The organism is Halobacterium yunchengense, from assembly GCF_037031165.1.
Classification (GTDB): domain Archaea; phylum Halobacteriota; class Halobacteria; order Halobacteriales; family Halobacteriaceae; genus Halobacterium; species Halobacterium yunchengense.
Window position 1 is genome coordinate 323,330 of record NZ_JAYEZL010000002.1, and the last position, 16,111, is coordinate 339,440.

General features: G+C 70.4%; 14 protein-coding genes. 10 read left to right on the forward strand and 4 right to left on the reverse strand.

All coding sequences use genetic code 11. The features are described from left to right. Positions 1-95: 95 nt before the first annotated feature. From U5911_RS06845 to U5911_RS06860, 4 genes are read left to right on the forward strand one after another with little or no spacing between them, the layout of a single operon-like run. Positions 96-1,301, forward strand: coding sequence for a type 2 periplasmic-binding domain-containing protein (locus tag U5911_RS06845; protein WP_336036211.1), 1,206 nt, complete (start codon positions 96-98; stop codon positions 1,299-1,301). Positions 1,302-1,328: 27 nt separating this feature from the next. Beyond that, positions 1,329-2,417: an ABC transporter ATP-binding protein gene (locus tag U5911_RS06850; protein WP_336036212.1), complete on the forward strand. Its 1,089-nt coding sequence runs from the start codon at positions 1,329-1,331 to the stop codon at positions 2,415-2,417. A gap of 7 nt (positions 2,418-2,424) precedes the next feature. Further along, positions 2,425-3,351, forward strand: coding sequence for an ABC transporter permease (locus tag U5911_RS06855; protein WP_336036213.1), 927 nt, complete (start codon positions 2,425-2,427; stop codon positions 3,349-3,351). A 1-nt stretch (position 3,352) separates the two neighbouring features. Continuing rightward, a complete protein-coding gene (locus tag U5911_RS06860; protein WP_336036214.1) occupies positions 3,353-4,213 on the forward strand; it encodes an ABC transporter permease in 861 nt (286 codons plus the stop codon). 60 nt (positions 4,214-4,273) lie between these two features. Here the strand turns inward: U5911_RS06860 and U5911_RS06865 are convergent, their stop codons facing one another. Next, positions 4,274-4,921, reverse strand: coding sequence for a DUF8102 family protein (locus U5911_RS06865; RefSeq protein WP_336036215.1), 648 nt, complete (start codon positions 4,919-4,921; stop codon positions 4,274-4,276). A gap of 110 nt (positions 4,922-5,031) precedes the next feature. Here U5911_RS06865 and U5911_RS06870 point away from each other — a divergent pair, with 110 nt between their 5' ends. Continuing rightward, positions 5,032-6,234, forward strand: coding sequence for an NAD(P)/FAD-dependent oxidoreductase (locus U5911_RS06870; protein ID WP_336036216.1), 1,203 nt, complete (start codon positions 5,032-5,034; stop codon positions 6,232-6,234). Then, the gene (locus tag U5911_RS06875; protein ID WP_336036217.1) at positions 6,234-7,034 is read left to right on the forward strand and encodes a creatininase family protein; all 801 of its coding nucleotides are present in this window, start codon (positions 6,234-6,236) and stop codon (positions 7,032-7,034) included. The genes U5911_RS06870 and U5911_RS06875 overlap by 1 nt, the downstream gene beginning before the upstream one ends. Here the strand turns inward: U5911_RS06875 and ddh are convergent, their stop codons facing one another. Continuing rightward, positions 7,035-7,973 carry a D-2-hydroxyacid dehydrogenase gene (gene ddh / locus U5911_RS06880; protein ID WP_336036218.1) on the reverse strand — a complete coding sequence of 313 codons (939 nt, stop codon included), beginning with the start codon at positions 7,971-7,973 and terminating at the stop codon, positions 7,035-7,037. A gap of 157 nt (positions 7,974-8,130) precedes the next feature. Between ddh and U5911_RS06885 the strand changes: the two genes are divergently transcribed. Both U5911_RS06885 and U5911_RS06890 read left to right on the forward strand, forming a co-directional pair. Then, positions 8,131-9,234 carry a cis-3-hydroxy-L-proline dehydratase gene (locus U5911_RS06885; RefSeq protein WP_336036219.1) on the forward strand — a complete coding sequence of 368 codons (1,104 nt, stop codon included), beginning with the start codon at positions 8,131-8,133 and terminating at the stop codon, positions 9,232-9,234. Between the two features lie 88 nt (positions 9,235-9,322). Next, complete coding sequence (locus U5911_RS06890) at positions 9,323-10,129, forward strand: SDR family NAD(P)-dependent oxidoreductase (RefSeq protein WP_336036220.1); 807 nt, start codon at positions 9,323-9,325, stop codon at positions 10,127-10,129. A 37-nt stretch (positions 10,130-10,166) separates the two neighbouring features. Here the strand turns inward: U5911_RS06890 and U5911_RS06895 are convergent, their stop codons facing one another. Then, on the reverse strand, positions 10,167-10,979 hold the full coding sequence (locus U5911_RS06895) for an SDR family oxidoreductase (protein ID WP_336036221.1): 813 nt from the start codon (positions 10,977-10,979) through the stop codon (positions 10,167-10,169). A 195-nt stretch (positions 10,980-11,174) separates the two neighbouring features. On the opposite strand from U5911_RS06895, the gene U5911_RS06900 reads away from it, so the two are divergent. Beyond that, positions 11,175-12,419 (forward strand): M20 family metallo-hydrolase, encoded by a 1,245-nt coding sequence (locus U5911_RS06900; protein ID WP_336036222.1) that lies wholly within the window; start codon positions 11,175-11,177, stop codon positions 12,417-12,419. 3 nt (positions 12,420-12,422) lie between these two features. On the opposite strand, the gene U5911_RS06905 is transcribed toward U5911_RS06900, so the two are convergent. Next, positions 12,423-14,090 (reverse strand): aldehyde ferredoxin oxidoreductase family protein, encoded by a 1,668-nt coding sequence (locus U5911_RS06905; protein WP_336036223.1) that lies wholly within the window; start codon positions 14,088-14,090, stop codon positions 12,423-12,425. 848 nt (positions 14,091-14,938) lie between these two features. Between U5911_RS06905 and U5911_RS06910 the strand changes: the two genes are divergently transcribed. Further along, complete coding sequence (locus U5911_RS06910; protein ID WP_336036224.1) at positions 14,939-16,111, forward strand: M20 family metallopeptidase; 1,173 nt, start codon at positions 14,939-14,941, stop codon at positions 16,109-16,111.

Sequence of the window (16,111 nt, forward strand, 5' to 3'; positions counted from 1 at the left end):
GGTAGCCCCGGGGAGATGCACGGAGGTGTATAGACGCCCCGGTCGTGGCACGCCAAAGTTTATATGTCGGCTTTAACAATACAGGGTGAGAGACAATGCCAGACAAAGATTCCGGTATCGAGAGCCACAAGCGTCGCACAGTCCTGAAGGTCGGCGGTGCCAGCGCCGTCGGCCTCTCCGGCCTCGCCGGCTGTCTGACCGGCGGCGACGGCGGCAGCGGAGAGGAGACGACCGAGGCGCCCGACACCACCGAAGACGGCGGTAACGGCGACGACGGCGACGACGGCGACGACGGCACCACGTCGGCGAACGACGACATGGACTTCGGCGGCGCGGAGCTCAACGTGATGCTGAACGTCGGCGCCATCTCCACGGTCCACAAGGAACACCTCATCCCGCGCGTCGAGGAGAAGTACAACCTCAACATCAACACCACGACCGCGGTGACGACCGAACAGCTCACGCAGGTCGAGGCCAACCCCGACAACCCGCCGGACGTCCTGATTCCGGACGTCATCGGGTTCGACCGCGCGGCGGACAACGACTGGCTCGAACCGCTCACCGACCACACCGACATCGTCCCGCACATCGAGAAGATCGACGACAAGTTCGTTCACTACGACGGGATCGGCGCGTCCTGGGAGGTCGGCGAGGTGCTGCCGGTCATCAACACCCAGCTCTGGGACTCGACGCCCGACTCCCACGCGTCGGTGATGCAGGACTCGAACTCCACGGCGGCCGTGCCGTTCTCGTGGTCCGGCGGCCCCTACCTCCTGCTGATGGCCTCCGCCATCGCCACCGGCGAGCCCTTCGACTCCCAGCTCGACGTCGACGCCGGCTTCGACTGGCTGGAGGAGAACTTCGCGCCGAACGTCAGCTCCGAGTACGGCGGCGTCGCGTCCGCGAAACAGCAGCTCGCGGGCGGGAACGTCGACACCCTGAACCTGTTCTGGGACTACATGGTCTTCGACATGTTCCAGGACGACCAGCCGATCGACCCGCTGTTCCGCCTGGAGCCGACCGGCATCGCGTTCGCGGAGTCCGTCGGCGTGACGCGGAACTCCGACAACATGGATGCCGCGCTCGTGTACGCCAACGAGTGCCTCTCGCCGTGGTTCCAGGAGACCGCGTCCGAACAGATGGGCAGCGGTGTCACCCACGAGGACGCGGAAGTGTCCGACGTCGCGCTCGAGTTCGGCGCGACCACCTCCGACGAGTTCGACCAGCTCACGTTCCCCGACTTCGGCTACATCTGGGACAACCGCGACGACTGGGCCGAACGGTACAACGCACTGTTCTAGGCTCCAACACAGCTTTGACAACGCATCATGGACTCTGACGGCTCGGATGCCGCGATCCGGTACGACGGTGTCACCAAGGAGTACGGCGACCTGACCGCTGTCGACGACGTCTCCTTCGAGGTGAAGGACGGCGAGCTGCTGGCGTTGCTCGGCCCGTCCGGGTCGGGGAAGACCACGACGCTGCGGATGCTCGCCGGCTTCGAGCAGCCCACCAGGGGCACCATCTCCCTGGCGGGCAACGACGTCACGCACGTCCCCACGCACAAGCGCGACACGGGGATGGTGTTCCAGGACTACGCGCTGTTCCCCCACATGACCGTCGGGGAGAACATCGCCTTCGGCCTGAAACGCCAGGGGTTCGAGAAGGACGAGATCCAGGACCGGATCGAGGAGGTACTGGACATGGTCGACCTCGGCGGCTTCAAGGACCGCAACCCGCGGAACCTCTCGGGCGGCCAGCAGCAACGCGTCGCCACGGCGCGGGCCATCGCCATCGAACCGGAGGTGATGTTGATGGACGAGCCGCTCGGCGCGCTCGACAAGAAGCTCCGCGACCAGCTCGAGGTCGAACTCACCGAGCTCCAGGCCGACCTCGGCATCACCACGCTGTACGTGACGCACAACCAGGAGGAGGCGCTCACCATCGCCGACCGCATCGCGGTGATGAACGAGGGCCGCATCGAGCAGATCGCCTCGCCCATCGAGGTGTACGAGGAGCCCGCCTCGGAGTTCGTCGCGGACTTCATCGGCGACACGAACTTCCTGGAGGGCGACCTCCGGCGGAACGGCGACGGGTCGGTCGTCCTCGGAATCGACGACGCCGAGGTCGGCGTCAACGCGGCGGAGGTGCCCTCGGACGGCGGCGGCGCGGTGTTCGTGCGCCCGGAGAAGATCAACGCCTACGAGGCCGGGTTCACCGACGGCTCGCTGAACACGCTCGCCGGCCGCGTCGAGCGCCGGCTGTTCCTCGGGTCGAAGGTCCGGTACTTCGTGGACGCCTACGGCCACGAGCTCGTCGTCGACGACTCGAACCAGCACGCGACCACCCTCCACGAGCCCGGCGACGACGTCGTGCTCGCGTGGAGCATGGAAGACACGCGGCTCGCACACGGGTGACCACGCCGTGAGTAGACAACAGTCGGAGTCGGCGCTCGCCGGCGCGAACGAGCGCGTCTCGAGTGTCATCCGGCGGTACCGGAACACGCGCGTCGGGAAGTACGCGCTCATCTCGCCGACCCTGCTGGTCGTCGCGGTGCTGATGGTGTTCCCGACCGCCATCCTGCTGAGCTACAGCTTCAACCCCTACGACCAGGGCGCCATCCAGGCGGGGATGTCCCTCGAACACTACGTGCGCGCGTTCACGACGCAGCTCTACCAGGACACGCTCGTCCGCACGATCAAGATCGCGACCGCGGTCACGATCATCGACTTCGTGCTCGGCTTCCCCCTGGCGTACGCGGCCGTCCGGAAGGGCGGCTGGACGGGGAAGTTCATCGTCATCGCGACGCTCGCGCCGCTGACCATCGACCTGGTCGTGCGGTCGTTCGGCTGGTTCATCCTGCTGAACGGCACGGGCATCGTGAACTCCACGCTCGTGGAACTCGGCGTCGTCACCCAGCAGAACGCCCCCCAGTTGCTGTTCAACGAGACGGGCATCGTCATCGGGCTGTCCCACGTGATGTTGCCGTTCATGGTGTTCCCGATCATCAACGTGATGCACACCATCCCCCGCGAGCTCGAGGAGGCCGCACAGAACCTCGGCGCGAACCGCTTCACGGTGTTCGCGCGCGTGCTCGTGCCGCTGGCGCTGCCCGGCATCAGCGCGGGCGTGCTCATCACGTTCGTCGTGTCGCTGGCGTCCTACGTCACGCCGGCGCTGCTCGGCGGCGGCGTGCGCGTCGTCCCGGTGGTCATCACGGAGACGTTCACGTCCACGAGCAACTGGCCGTTCGCGTCGGCGATGTCGATGATCCTGGTGGCGGTGGCGCTGCTCGTCATCGTCGGCTACCAGCGCGTCCTCAAGCAACTCGAGGGCGTGGGGGGTGTCTGAGATGGCGACCTCCGACGAGTCCGGCCGGTCGATGCGCTTCGACTGGCTGGTCTCCCGCGCGGGGTCGGTCGGCTACCGGCTGCTCGTGTGGGCGACGCTGGCGTTCCTGCTCGCGCCGCTGGTGGTCGTCGTGGTCATCTCCTTCCAGCAGTCCTCGTACGCGACGTGGCCCCCGCAGGGGTTCACGTTCAGCCACTACACGGGGCTGCCCGAACAGCTCGGGTTCCTCGGCGTCGAGTCGGCGCTGTACAACAGCCTCGAGCTCGCGCTCGCGACCGGCGTCGTCTCCACGGTGCTGGGCGCGCTCGCGGCGTTCGCCATCGTCCGGTACGACTTCAAGTACCAGACGACCCTGGAGACCATCCTCATCTCGCCGCTGATCTACCCGTGGATCGTCGTCGGGCTGTCGCTGCTGTTGTTCCTGAACCGCCTCGGGGACATCCTCGGCGTCGCCATCCAGATGTCGTTCTGGACGCTGCTGCTCGGGCACGTGATGTTCACGCTGCCGTACCCCATCCGCACCATCGGGGCGAGCCTCCAGAACTACGACGACTCCCTCGAGGAGGCCGCACAGAACCTCGGCGCGACGGAGTTGGAGTCGTACGCGCGTATCACGCTGCCGCTCATCCAGCCCGGCCTGATGAGCGGGTTCGTGTTCGCGTTCATTCTATCCTTCAACCAGTACATCGTCTCGCTGTTCCTCTCCGGCCCGGAGACGACGACGATGCCGCTGTTGCTGTTCAGCCTGTTCTACAACACGGCGCCGGCGACGCTGGCGGCCATCGCGACGCTGCTGATGGCCGGCGTGCTGACGGTCATCTTCGTCATGGAGTACCTGTTCGGCATCAGCGACTTCATGTAAGTCCTCGCGCGCGCCGCCGCGGCGCGCCGTCTCGGCTTCGGTTCTCTGTCTCCCTCGCAGTCACTCTCCCTGCAGTTCCTCGGCGCGCTCGTCGCGGAGGCGGCGGGCCTCCTCGACGCTCTCGACGAACGAGGACATCTGGTCGCGGAGGTCCTCCCGGAGGTCCGCCGCGGAGAACGCGTCGCTCTCGCCGAGCAGGCGGACGAACGCCTGGAGCTCCTCGTCGGTGAGCTCCGCGAACCGCCCGTCCTCGAGCTTGTCGACGACGTCGTCGACGTCGATGCGGCCGACGGGGTCGACGTTGAACTCGACGTTGACGAGCCGGTAGTCCGAGCCCGCGAGCGCCTGCTCGGCGCGGTTGACGCCCTCCGCGAGCATGTGCTTGAACGGCGTGTAGTAGCCCATCGTGCCGAGGTGGAGGAACGCGAGCATGTCCGTCATGCCGCGCGTGTAGGCGTCTCGGTGCTCGTCGTCGGGGTCGAAGACCATCTCGCGGTCGCGCTCGTCGAGGTGCTCGAAGAGGATGGTGAAATCGAGGACCGCGTTGCGGACGCGCCGCCGGATGCGGCTGCGCTTCTGGCGGCGGGACTGCTCGGTGTAATCGGACTTCCGGCCGAGCAGGAACTCGCGGTCGCTCTGCGTGAGGACGCCGCGGTCGCGCTGCGGGGACGTCGTGAGGTCGTCGTCGCTCTCCACGGAGTCGGGCATACACAGTATTCGTCGACGGCGTCACTTAGTCGTTCGGCCGGCAACCGCCCGCCACCGCGAGGGCTGTCGCCAGCCCAAGAGCCAAATACGCAGTCCCGCTTGGTGTTCGCATGGGAGCCATACCCGAGCTACCGGACCGGACGGACACCGTCGTCGTCGGCGGCGGCCTCGTCGGCGCCGCCACCGCGTACTTCCTCGCCGCGGACAGCGACCGCGAGGTGACGCTCGTCGAACGGGACAACATCGCCGCCGGGTCGACGGGCGACTCGTCGGCAATCCTCCGCCACCACTACGGCGACGACGAGATCTACACCGAGATGGCCCACTGGAGCCACCAGTTCTTCCGCGAGTTCGAGGCCGAGACCGGACAGGCCATCGCGCACGCGGACAGCCCGATGGTGCGCTTCGGCGAGGAGGGCACCGCCGCCGGCGACTACGCGGCCGCCGGCTACGACGCCCTCCGGGACCGCGACATCCCCGCGACGTGGCTCGACGGCGACGAACTCCCCGACGCGTACCCCATGTACGACGGCCTCGAGGAGTTCGACTTCGCGGTGAGCGACGACACCGCGGCGTACTCCGACGGCGCGGACGCCGCCAACGGGTTCGCGCGCGCCGCCGCCGACGCGGGCGCGGTCGTCGTCACCGGCGTCGCAGTCGAGGGCATCGCGACCGAGGACGGCCGCGTCGTCGGCGTCGAGACCGAGGACGGCCGCGTCGACTGCGATGAGGTCGTCGTCGCCGCCGGCCCGTGGACGCCCGAGCTCGCCGCCGACGTCGGCGTCGACGTCCCCATCACGCCGACGCGCGAGCAGGTCGTCATCCTCGACCCCGGCGACGACTACGTCGAGGCGTTCCCGGAGCTGACGCCCACTGCGAGCGTGCCCGGCGGCGAGTGGTACCTCCGCCCGGACTTCGGCGACAACGTCCTCGTCGCCACCCACTACCTCACCGAGGAGACCGACCCCGACGACTACGACGACACCCCCGACGAGGAGACGCTGCTCGAGCTCACGGACGTCGTCACCGAGCGCATCCCCGGCCTCGCGGACGCCGGCATCCAGGGCCAGTACTGCGGCGTCTACTCGACGACCCCCGACCACGACTTCGTGCTCGACGAGGCCGGCCCCGACGGCTGCTTCCTCGCCTGCGGGTTCTCCGGCCACGGCTTCAAGCACGGGCCGGCGGTCGGCCGAATCGTGCGGGACCTCGTCGTGGACGGCGACACCGACCTCGTGGACGCCGACTACTTCGCGCTCGACCGCTTCGACGAGCACCCGGAGGGCCACGGCAAGCCCGCGGACAACGTCTGATGGCGGCCCCCGAGTACCGCCTCGCGGAGATGACCTGGCGGGAGGTCGAGGCCGCCGTCGAGGACACGCAGACGATGCTGCTGCCCGTGGGGAGCACCGAACAGCACGGCCACCACATGCCCCTCGGCGTGGACGTCTACATGCCGGAGGCCATCGCCGAGCGCGTCGCCGAGCGCACGGGCTGCCTGCTCGCGCCACCGATCTGGTACGGCGTCAGCCCCCACCACACGTTCAAGCCCGGGACGTTCACCGTCGCCAGCGAGACGTTCCAGCACTACGTCCGCGACGTCTGCGTCTCCGCGTCGGAGTGGGGCGTCGAGAACGTCCTGCTCGTGAACGGCCACTACCTCGTCCAGGACCCCGAACTCGACGTCGTGGTGCGCGAACTCACCACCGAACACGCGATGCGCGCGTTCCACGTCCCCCTGGTCTCGGTGTTCGAGGACGCGGCGCGCGCCGCCCGCACGAGCGACGTCTCCTTCCACGCCTCCGAGTTCGAGACGAGCCTGATGCTCGAGCTGTTCCCCGAGTACGTGGACATGGACAGCGCGGAGGCCGTCGACGTCCCCGACGACGCGCTCCCGCTGACGGACTACGACGCCTACGGCGACAACAGGGTCGGCTGGGCGCTCTCCGCCGAGCGCATGGACGCGCTCACGCACACCGGCAACCTCGGCGACCCGACGCAGGCCACCCGCGAGAAGGGCGCCGCGATGGTCGACGAGGCGGTCGACAACATCAGCCAGCTGGTCGACGCGCTCGCCGGCATGGACGCCTCGGTCGCGGCCGGCGACGAGTAGTCACACCACGCGGTTCTCGAGGTCCTCGCCGGCCGCGAGCCGCCGGAGGTTCTCGCGGACGAGTTCGGCGACGTCCTCGTAGAAGAACTCGTTCGCGACGGCGGCGTGGGGCGTGACGACGACGTCCTCGAGGCCCCAGAGCGGGCTGTCCTCGGGGAGCGGTTCCTCCTCGAAGACGTCGAGGGCGGCGCCCGCGATCTCGCCGCCGCGGACCGCCTCGACGAGGGCGTCCTCGTCGACGACGCCGCCGCGCGCGACGTTCACGAGGTAGGCGTCCTCGCGCATCGCCGCGAGCGCGTCGGCGTCCACGAGGTCCTCGGTGGCGTCCGTGAGCGGCACGCAGAGCACGACGAAGCGCGCGTCCGCGACCGCGTCGTGGAAGTCCTCGGGGTGGTAGAGGTCGTCGACGCCCGCGACGGGCTCCTGGGAGCGCCGGACGCCCGCGACCGACAGCTCCAGCGCGCTACAGCGCTCTGCGACGGCGCCGCCGACGGTGCCGAGGCCCACGACGCAGGCGCGCTCGCCGGGCAGCGTGAACCCCTCGTCCCAGTCGGGGAACGCCCACTCGCGGCGCTGCTGGGCGGCGACGAAGTCGTGGAGGCGCCGCGCCAGCGTCAGCATCAACCCGACGGCGGTGTCGCCGACGCTGTCGCCGTGCAGGCCCGTGCTGTTCGTGAGCGCGACGCCGCGGCGCTCGTACTCGTCGAAGGGGAACTCCTCGACGCCCGCGAGCGTGGTGTGGATCCACTCCGGGTCCGCCTCGAGCAGGCGGTCCTGGTGGGTGAACGTCACGAACGCGTCGCAGCTCTCGGGGTCGGCGCCGCCGTCCTCGCGAACCGGGACGTACTCGGGGGCGGTGTCGGCGAGCTCGTCGCGGAACACGTCGAAGGGGAAGTCGATCTCCGTCGACTCGTGGACGCCGATGCGCTCGATGGCCATGCCACTGTGAGGCACGGACGGCGGCATCAATGTTTGCTCCGGGGCCGCCTTTGCGTGCGGTGACCGACGGGGCGTCGCCGGCGACACCGGGTCCGTGTCGGGTCGGTGCCGCGAGACGTAGGCTTTTCACCCCGGGAGTGGTGTGTCAGCACGAACCATGGAAGTCACCGGTATCGACGTCTACACCGTCGACCTCCCCATCGCGGAGGGCACCTACGACTGGGCGGGCGGCAACTCCTACGCGGAGTTCGACTCCACCATCCTGCGGCTGCGCACCGACGAGGGCGTCGCCGGCTGGGGCGAGGTGGCGATGCTCGGGTCGGCGTACCTGCCGGCGTTCGGCAGGGGAGCCCGCGCCGGCGTCGCGGAGCTCGCGGACGAGGTCCTCGGCGCGGACCCCACGCAGCCGGCGGTGCTCGCCGAGCGCCTCGACGCCCGACTGCGCGGCCACCCCTACGTGAAGTCCGCCCTCGATGTGGCGTGCTGGGACCTCACCGGGAAGGTCCGCGACGCGCCGGTCGCGGACCTCCTCGGCGGCCGGTTCGGCGACGAGGTCGACCTCTACCGCGCCATCTCCCAGGGCACGCCCGCGGAGATGGCCGACAGCGTCGCCACCTACCGCGACCAGGGGTACGGGGCGTTCCAGCTGAAGGTCGGCGAGGACCCCGTCACCGACGCCGAGCGCATCCGCGCGGCGCGCGCCGAACTCGAGGCCCGCCACGTCCTCGACGCGGACTTCAACACCGGGCTGACGCGCCACGAGGCCGTCCGCGTCGTGGACGCCGTCTCGGACGTCGACGTGTACGTCGAACAGCCCTGCGACAGCTACGAGGCCTGCCGGGCGGTCCGCCGGCAGACGGACAAGCCGTTCGTCCTCGACGAGGTGATGACCGGCGTCGACGCCGTGCTGCGCGGCTACGGCGACGACGCGATGGACGTCGTGAACCTCAAGATCTCGAAGGTCGGCGGGCTCACGCGCGCCAGGGCGATCCGCGACCTCTGTGCGGACCTCGGCGTCGCGATGATCGTCGAGGACACGTGGGGCAGCGAGGTCGCGACCGCGGCCATCGCGCACCTCGCGCACAGCACGCCCGCCGACGCGCGGTTCGCGGCGACGGACTTCCACAACTACAACGCCGTCACGACCGCCGACGGCGCGCCGCCCGCGGCGGGCGGGACGATGGCGGCCTCAACCGACCCGGGCCTCGGGGTCGAACCGCGACTGGACGTGCTCGGCGACCCGGTAGCGGTCTACGAGTGAGGCCGCGACGGCGCCGTCGCCGAGCGGCGAGCCGCGAGCGGCCTTCCGGCGACAGTAGAACTAAGGTGTGCCACGCAGACCCACGCCCATGAGCGGGAAGCTCAGCGGCAAGACCGCCGTCGTCACCGGGTCCAGCAGCGGCCTCGGCCGCGCTATCGCCGAGGGGTTCGCCGCGGAGGGCGCGAACGTCGTCACGAACTCGCGGTCCCAGGACCGCGCCGAGGACACCGCCGAGGCCATCAGGGAGGCGGGCGGCGAGGCCGTCGCCGCCGAGGCCGACGTCAGCGAGAAGGCCGACGTGGCGGCGCTCGTCGACGCCGCCGTCGAGGAGTACGGCCAGCTGGACGTGATGGTGAACAACGCCGGCACCACCGTCGAGAAGCACGTCTTCGACCAGACGGTCGAGGACTGGCAGCACGTCCTCGACGTCAACCTCACGGGGACGTTCTACGGCTGTCAGGTCGCCGGCGAGCAGATGGCCGAGCAGGGGACCGGCGGCCACATCCTGAACGTCTCCAGCATCTACGGGAGCGTCGGCGTGCAGGGCCGCGCGCCCTACAACGCGACGAAGGCCGGCATCGAGAACCTCACGCGGTGTCTGGCGGTCGAACTCGCCGAGTACGACGTCCACGTGAACGCGCTCGCGCCGGGCTACGTGAAGACCGACCTCGCGGAGGCGCCGTGGGGCGAGGAGGCCGAGGAGCGCGACTGGCCGTACTACGGCTACAGCGAGGAGCACGTCACGAACCGCACGCCGCTCGGCCGGTTCGGGACCTTCGAGGAGGTCAGCAACTGCGCGACGTTCCTCGTCGCCGGCGACCACTACGTCACCGGCGAGGTCCTCCACAACGACGGCGGCTGGCTCGCGTTCGGCTGGGGGAGCAAGGGGACGTAGGCGGCGCCCGTGCTCGGTCGCGCCGCCGCGGACGGGGCTACACGGCCCGGACGATGCCGCCGTCCACGAGCAGGGACGCGCCGTTGACGTAGCTCGCCGCCGGGCTCGCGAGGAACGCCACGACGTCCCCGAGCTCCTCGGGCTGGGCGACGCCGCCGGTCGGGACGTCGTCGGGCCAGTAGCTCGCCAGCCCCGCCTCGTAGGTCTCGTGCTCGCCGCGCTCGACGGCCGCCTCCACGATGTCCCGGAGCGCCGGCGTCTCCACGGGCCCGGGCAGCACCGCGTTCGCGCGCACGTCGGGCGCCAGCGACCGCGACAGCGTCTTCACGAACCCGAGGACGGCCATCCGCACGCTGCTGGAGAGCACGAGGTCCGGCACGGGCTGGCGCACCGTGATGGAGGTGATGGCGACGACGGAGCCGCCGCCGTCCAGGAGGTGGGGGCGGGCCGCGCGCACGAGCCGCACCGCGCTCATCACCAGGAGGTCGAACGCCTCGTACCAGTCGTCGTCGCCGACGTCGCCGAGGCCGCCGCTGGCCGGGTCGCCCGCGTTCAACACGAGGTGGTCGACGCCGCCGAAGCGCTCGGCCGCGGCGTCCACGAGGCCGGCGACCGCGTCGGCGTCCGTGATGTCGGCCGCGTGGCCGACCGCGTCTCCGGGGCCGACCGCGTCCACGTCCGCGACGGCGGCGTCGAGGCGGGCCTCGTCGCGGCCGTTCAGGACGACGTTCGCGCCGGCGGCCGCGAGGCTGGTCGCCGCCGCCTTCCCGAGGCCGCTGCTGGACGCGGCGACGAGCGCCGTGTCACCATCGAGGTCCGGCGTCCCGTCGGGTGTGTCGAGTGCTGTCACGCCCGGAGTTCGCCGCCGCGGCGCTTAAATCGGTCCCCGGCGGCAGTTCCGGCCGGTGCGTGGGTGGCGGCGCCACCGACCGGTGCGTGGGTGGTGGCTCCGACGGCCCGGCCGGTCCGAGGGTGGCGGCGCCACCGACCGGCAACAGCGGCGGCCTCCCGACCACTTTTGTCGTCGGCCAGCCCACGAGTGGGCATGCACGACGACGTCGCCATCGACACCGACCGGTTCCGCGAGCGATTCGAGGCGTACGCCGAGTTCGGCGCCACCGACGCCGGCGGCCTCCACCGGCTCGCGCTCTCGGACGCCGACCGGCGGGCCCGCGACCGGTTCGTCGAGGACCTCCGCGACGCCGGCCTCGACGTCCGTATCGACGAGCTCGGGAACGTCTTCGGTCGCTACGAGGCCGGGGACCCTGACGCCGCGCCCGTGCTCGTGGGGTCGCACCTCGACTCCCAGCCGTACGGCGGTCGCTTCGACGGCCAGCTCGGCGTCCTCACCGCCCTGGAGGCCGTCCAGGCCATCGCGGAGTCGCCGGTCGAGCCCGACCGCCCCGTCGAGGTCGTGAACTGGACGAACGAGGAGGGCACGCGCTTCCAGCCGTCGATGATGGGGAGCTCGGGGTACGTCGGCTACGAGCCCGTCGAGGAGCTCCTCGACGCGACCGACCGCGACGGCGTCTCCGTCCGCGAGGAACTCGAGCGCATCGGCTACGACGGCGACGCGCCCTGCGAGCCGCCCGAGGCGGGCGTCCACAGCTTCCTCGAACTCCACGTCGAACAGGGGCCGGTCCTCGACGACGAGGGCGTCCCGGTCGCCATCGTCGACGGCGTCTACGGGCTGTCGTGGCTGCGCGTCACCGTCGACGGCGAGGCCAACCACGCCGGCCCGACGCCGATGCACGACCGCAGCGACGCCCTCGCGGCCGCCACTGACGCCATCCGCGAGGTCAACCGCCTCCCCCAGCAGCTCTCGGCGGACGCCGTCGCGACGGTCGGCGAGCTCGCCGTCGAGCCGAACTCCATCAACGTGATCCCGGCGCGCGCCGAGTTCACCGTCGACCTCCGGAGCTACGACGACGACGCGGTCGACCGCGGCGTCGAGCGCGTCGAGGCGGAGGTCGCGGCCGCCTGCGACCGCCACGGCGCCGACTACGAGGTCGAGCGCGTCTCCCGCCACCACTCGCTGTCGTTCAGCGACCGCGTGCGGGACGCCGCCGACCGCGGCGTCGCGGCCGCCGGCGTCGACGCCCGCCACCTCGTCAGCGGCGCCGGCCACGACGCCCAGCACCTCCAGACGCTCACCGACGCCGGCATGCTGTTCGTGCCGAGCGTCGACGGCTACACGCACACCGAGGCCGAGTACACCGAGTGGGCCGACTGCGTCGCCGGCGCGCGCGCGTTCGCGCACACGGCGCTCGAACTCGCGACGGAGAACTGACCCTCAGGCCGGGAGCGCCGACTCGGGGACGGTGCCGTCGTCGTGCCAGCCGCGGACGTCGTAGTACTGCGCGATGGCGTCCTCGAGGCCGGGGAGCTGGTCGCCGTAGGGGAGGCGGTCGTCGGCCGCGTCGATGCCGCGCTGGTTGTTGAAGTGCCGCTCGAGGGTGACGACGCGGTCGCCGACCGCGAGGAGGTCCTCGAAGTCCGCGCCGAACAGCATCTCGTAGCGCTCCGGGTTCATGTAGTCCCGGGAGAACTTGCAGACGACGCCGCTGTCGTTGAGCGCCATGAGGTTCTCGCGCTCGACGAGGCGCTGGGGCTTCCCCTCGAAGCCCCTGTTGTCCATCGCCTCGTCGTCGCCGACCAGGGGGTACTCCACGGAGTAGAACGTCGCGTACATGTGGTCGGCGCCGCGGTTCGAGACCGCGTACGAGAGCGCCTGCCCGTGGAGGATGCGGCCCTCGTGGGCGGCGAAGTCCATGTTCTTCACCGACCAGTTCTCGACGCCGAGGTCGTCGGCGACGCGGCCGACGCCCTCCGCGAGGTCGTCGCCGACGCCCTCGCGGTGAGCGATCTGCTCGACGAGGTCCCAGATGAGCTCGCGGTTCCCGAACTCGTCTTCGGCGGCGAGGTACGCCGCGACGGTGTTCCCCGCCGAGATGGCGTCGAGGCCGTAGTCGTCGCAGAGCTCGTTGGACTTCATCACGTCCACGATGTCGTCGACGCCCGAGTTCGACCCGAACGCCATCGCCACCTCGAACTCGGGGCCCTCCGTCTCGACGCCGCGGGCCTCGTCCCGCGTCGGGAGCTTGCACGCGAACGCGCACGCCGAACACGTCCCCTTCTTGTACTTCTTCTCGGCGACCGCCGACCCGTTGATGCCGTCGACGCCCTCGAAGGACTGCTCGGAGAAGTAGTACGAGGGGAGGCCGTCCATCTCGTTGGCGAGGTCCATCACCGCGACCGTCCCCTGCTCTTTCATGATGTGGTCGTCGGTGGCGGCCTCGCGGTGGATCTCCATCTGCCCGGCCGGCACCTCGATGTCGGGCGCGCTGTCGCCGTCGAAGGTGACGCCCTTGACGTTCTTCGCGCCGAGCACGGCGCCGAGGCCGCCGCGGCCGAACGCGCGCTCCTCGGTGGTCATGATGGACGCGAACCGCACCTCGTTCTCGCCGGCCGGCCCGACGACCGCGGTGTGGTCGGGTTCGAGGCCGTGCTCTTCCTCGACGTACGCGCACGTCTCCGGCACCGTCGCGCCCGCGAGCTCCGGGACCGCCTCGAAGGCGACGCCGTCGTCGCGGACGTGCACGAGGACGAGTTCGTCGCTGGCGCCCGCGAACTCGACGGCGCTGTAGCCGGTGTCCGCGAAGTGCCGGGACATGAAGCCGCCGGCGTTCGAGGACAGCAGGCCGTCCGTGAGCGGCGACACCGCGGTGGCGTTCATCCGGCCGGTGAAGCTCATCTGGGAGGCCTGCATCGGGCCCGTCGTGAACACCAGGCGGTTCTCCGGGCCGAGCGGGTCGGCGTCGAACGGCACGCGGTCGTGGACGAGCTTCGTCGCGACGCCGCGGCCGCCGACGAACGACTCCAGGACGTCGTCGACGTCTTCGGTCTGCGTTTCCCGCGTCGTGAGGTCCACCGAGAGCAGCGGACCGGCACTGGTCAGCATTACCACAACGAGGCCGTTCCCTGCTATTAAATCTTGCACAGAAACAGTCACGCACCGGTCAGAAACCGTTGACTAACGCCGTGAGTCGGTACGGCGAGGACCCGCCCTGGGGGTAGTGCGGCGGGATCGGCCCTGGGGGTAGTGCGGCGGGATCGGTCCTCCGGGCCAGGGCGGGCGGACCGAACACGGCCGTTGTCGTCGCTCCAGCCGACGTCTCGGCCACGCCACAACCCTCGGACCACCGGGAACTATCGGAACCAGATACAATATATAAATACGATATATACGCCAATTCGGGCACTCGGGAACGGTCGCGCCGTTCGTCGGCGTTCCGCGCTGCTCGACCCTCGTCTAATTTTGAGTACTGATGTTAGAGCCCATGAAGCGCCGTATTCGGCGCTCTGCTGTCTCTCACCAGTGGCAGTCAACGGCGTCGCCCTCCGCGCTGCTCCCGAGCCAGAGGACCGGGGGTCAGAAGGCTCGAAAGGTCCGAATTTGCCGCTCTCAGGTGGTGAATGAACCAGTCCCGCTCGCTCGTTCGCTGGCGCTCCACCGCCGGTCGGGAAGATTAGCCGTAAATTACGGTATTTACATACTTATTAGGTAGTTACTAACTTTTGTTATATCTGCCTCGCCGCTCCACCGTAGACCGTCGTGGGGGTACGCTTAATGTCGCCGGCGTGCAACCGGACGCCCGTGACGCAGTCGCGACGCGAGCCGGGCGACGCCGCCCGCTCACCGGACAGTGTACAATCACTCGCTCGCACCGGTCCCGCGGCCCGGCGTGCGGATTCCGCGGGCTGGTCGCCGACCGCGCGAGCGCCGCCGGACTGCGGCGAGGTGGTCCGGTGACCGACTCCTCGGACCGCCAGCGCGTGGCCGACCTCGCCGGCGACCTGGTCGCGTTCGACACCTCGAACCCGCCCGGGAACGAGCGGGCCTGCGCCGAGTTCGTCGTGGAGTGGTTCCGCGAGCGCGGCGTCGACGCCGAACTCGTCGAGGACCCCTCGCCCGAGCGCGCGCAGGCCGTCGCGCGCGTCGGCGACGGCGACCCGACGCTCGTGCTGAACGGCCACACGGACGTCGTCCCCGTCGACGAACCGGACGCGTGGACCGACGACCCGTTCGGCGGCGCGGTGGTCGACGGCGACCTCACGGGCCGCGGGAGCGCGGACATGAAGGCCGGCCTCGCGGTGGCGATGCTGGCCGCAGTCGACCTCCGGGACGAACTCGAATCCGGGGGCCTCGCGGGCTCTATCGTCGTCCACGCGGCGATGGGCGAGGAGACCGGCGACCCGGGCACGAAGACGCTCCTCGAGGCGGGGTACGGCGGCGACTACGGCGTCGTCCTGGAGCCGACGGACTTCCGGGTGGCGACGAGCACGAAGGGGCTGGCGAACTACGAGCTGACCGTCGAGGGCGAGTCCTCGCACGCCAGCCGCCCCGACCAGGGGACGAGCCCGATTCCGACTGCGCGGCGGCTCCTCGAAGCCATCGAGCGCTACGACGACCGCCTCCGCGAACGCAGCGACCCCCTGTGCGGGCGGGCGTACGCGACCGTCACGGCCTTCGAGTGCGGCGGCGACTCGAACATGGGCGTGCTCCCGGGGCGCGCGACGCTCGTGCTCGACCGCCGGGTCCTCCCCGCGGAGTCGCTCGCCGACGTCGACGCGGAGGTCGAGTCCGTGGTCGCCGACGCGGCGGCCGACGCCGACTGCGAGGTCGCCCTCGAGCGCGTCCAGCACTACGCGTCCTCGTCGGTGCCCGTCGACAGCGACCTCGCCGAGTGCCTCCGGGACCTGTCCGCGGACCGCGTCGGCGCGCCGACGGAACCGTGGGGCATCGAGGCGGCGACGGACGCCCGGAACTTCGTCAACGACGCCGGCGTCGAGGCGGTCACGTGGGGGCCGGGCAGCCTCGCGCAGGCGCACACCGTCGACGAACGGGTCGCCGTCGACGACGCCGTCGCGGGCCTCGACGTCCTCGAGCGAGCGGCGCGGCGGCTGCTCTCCCCGGAGTGA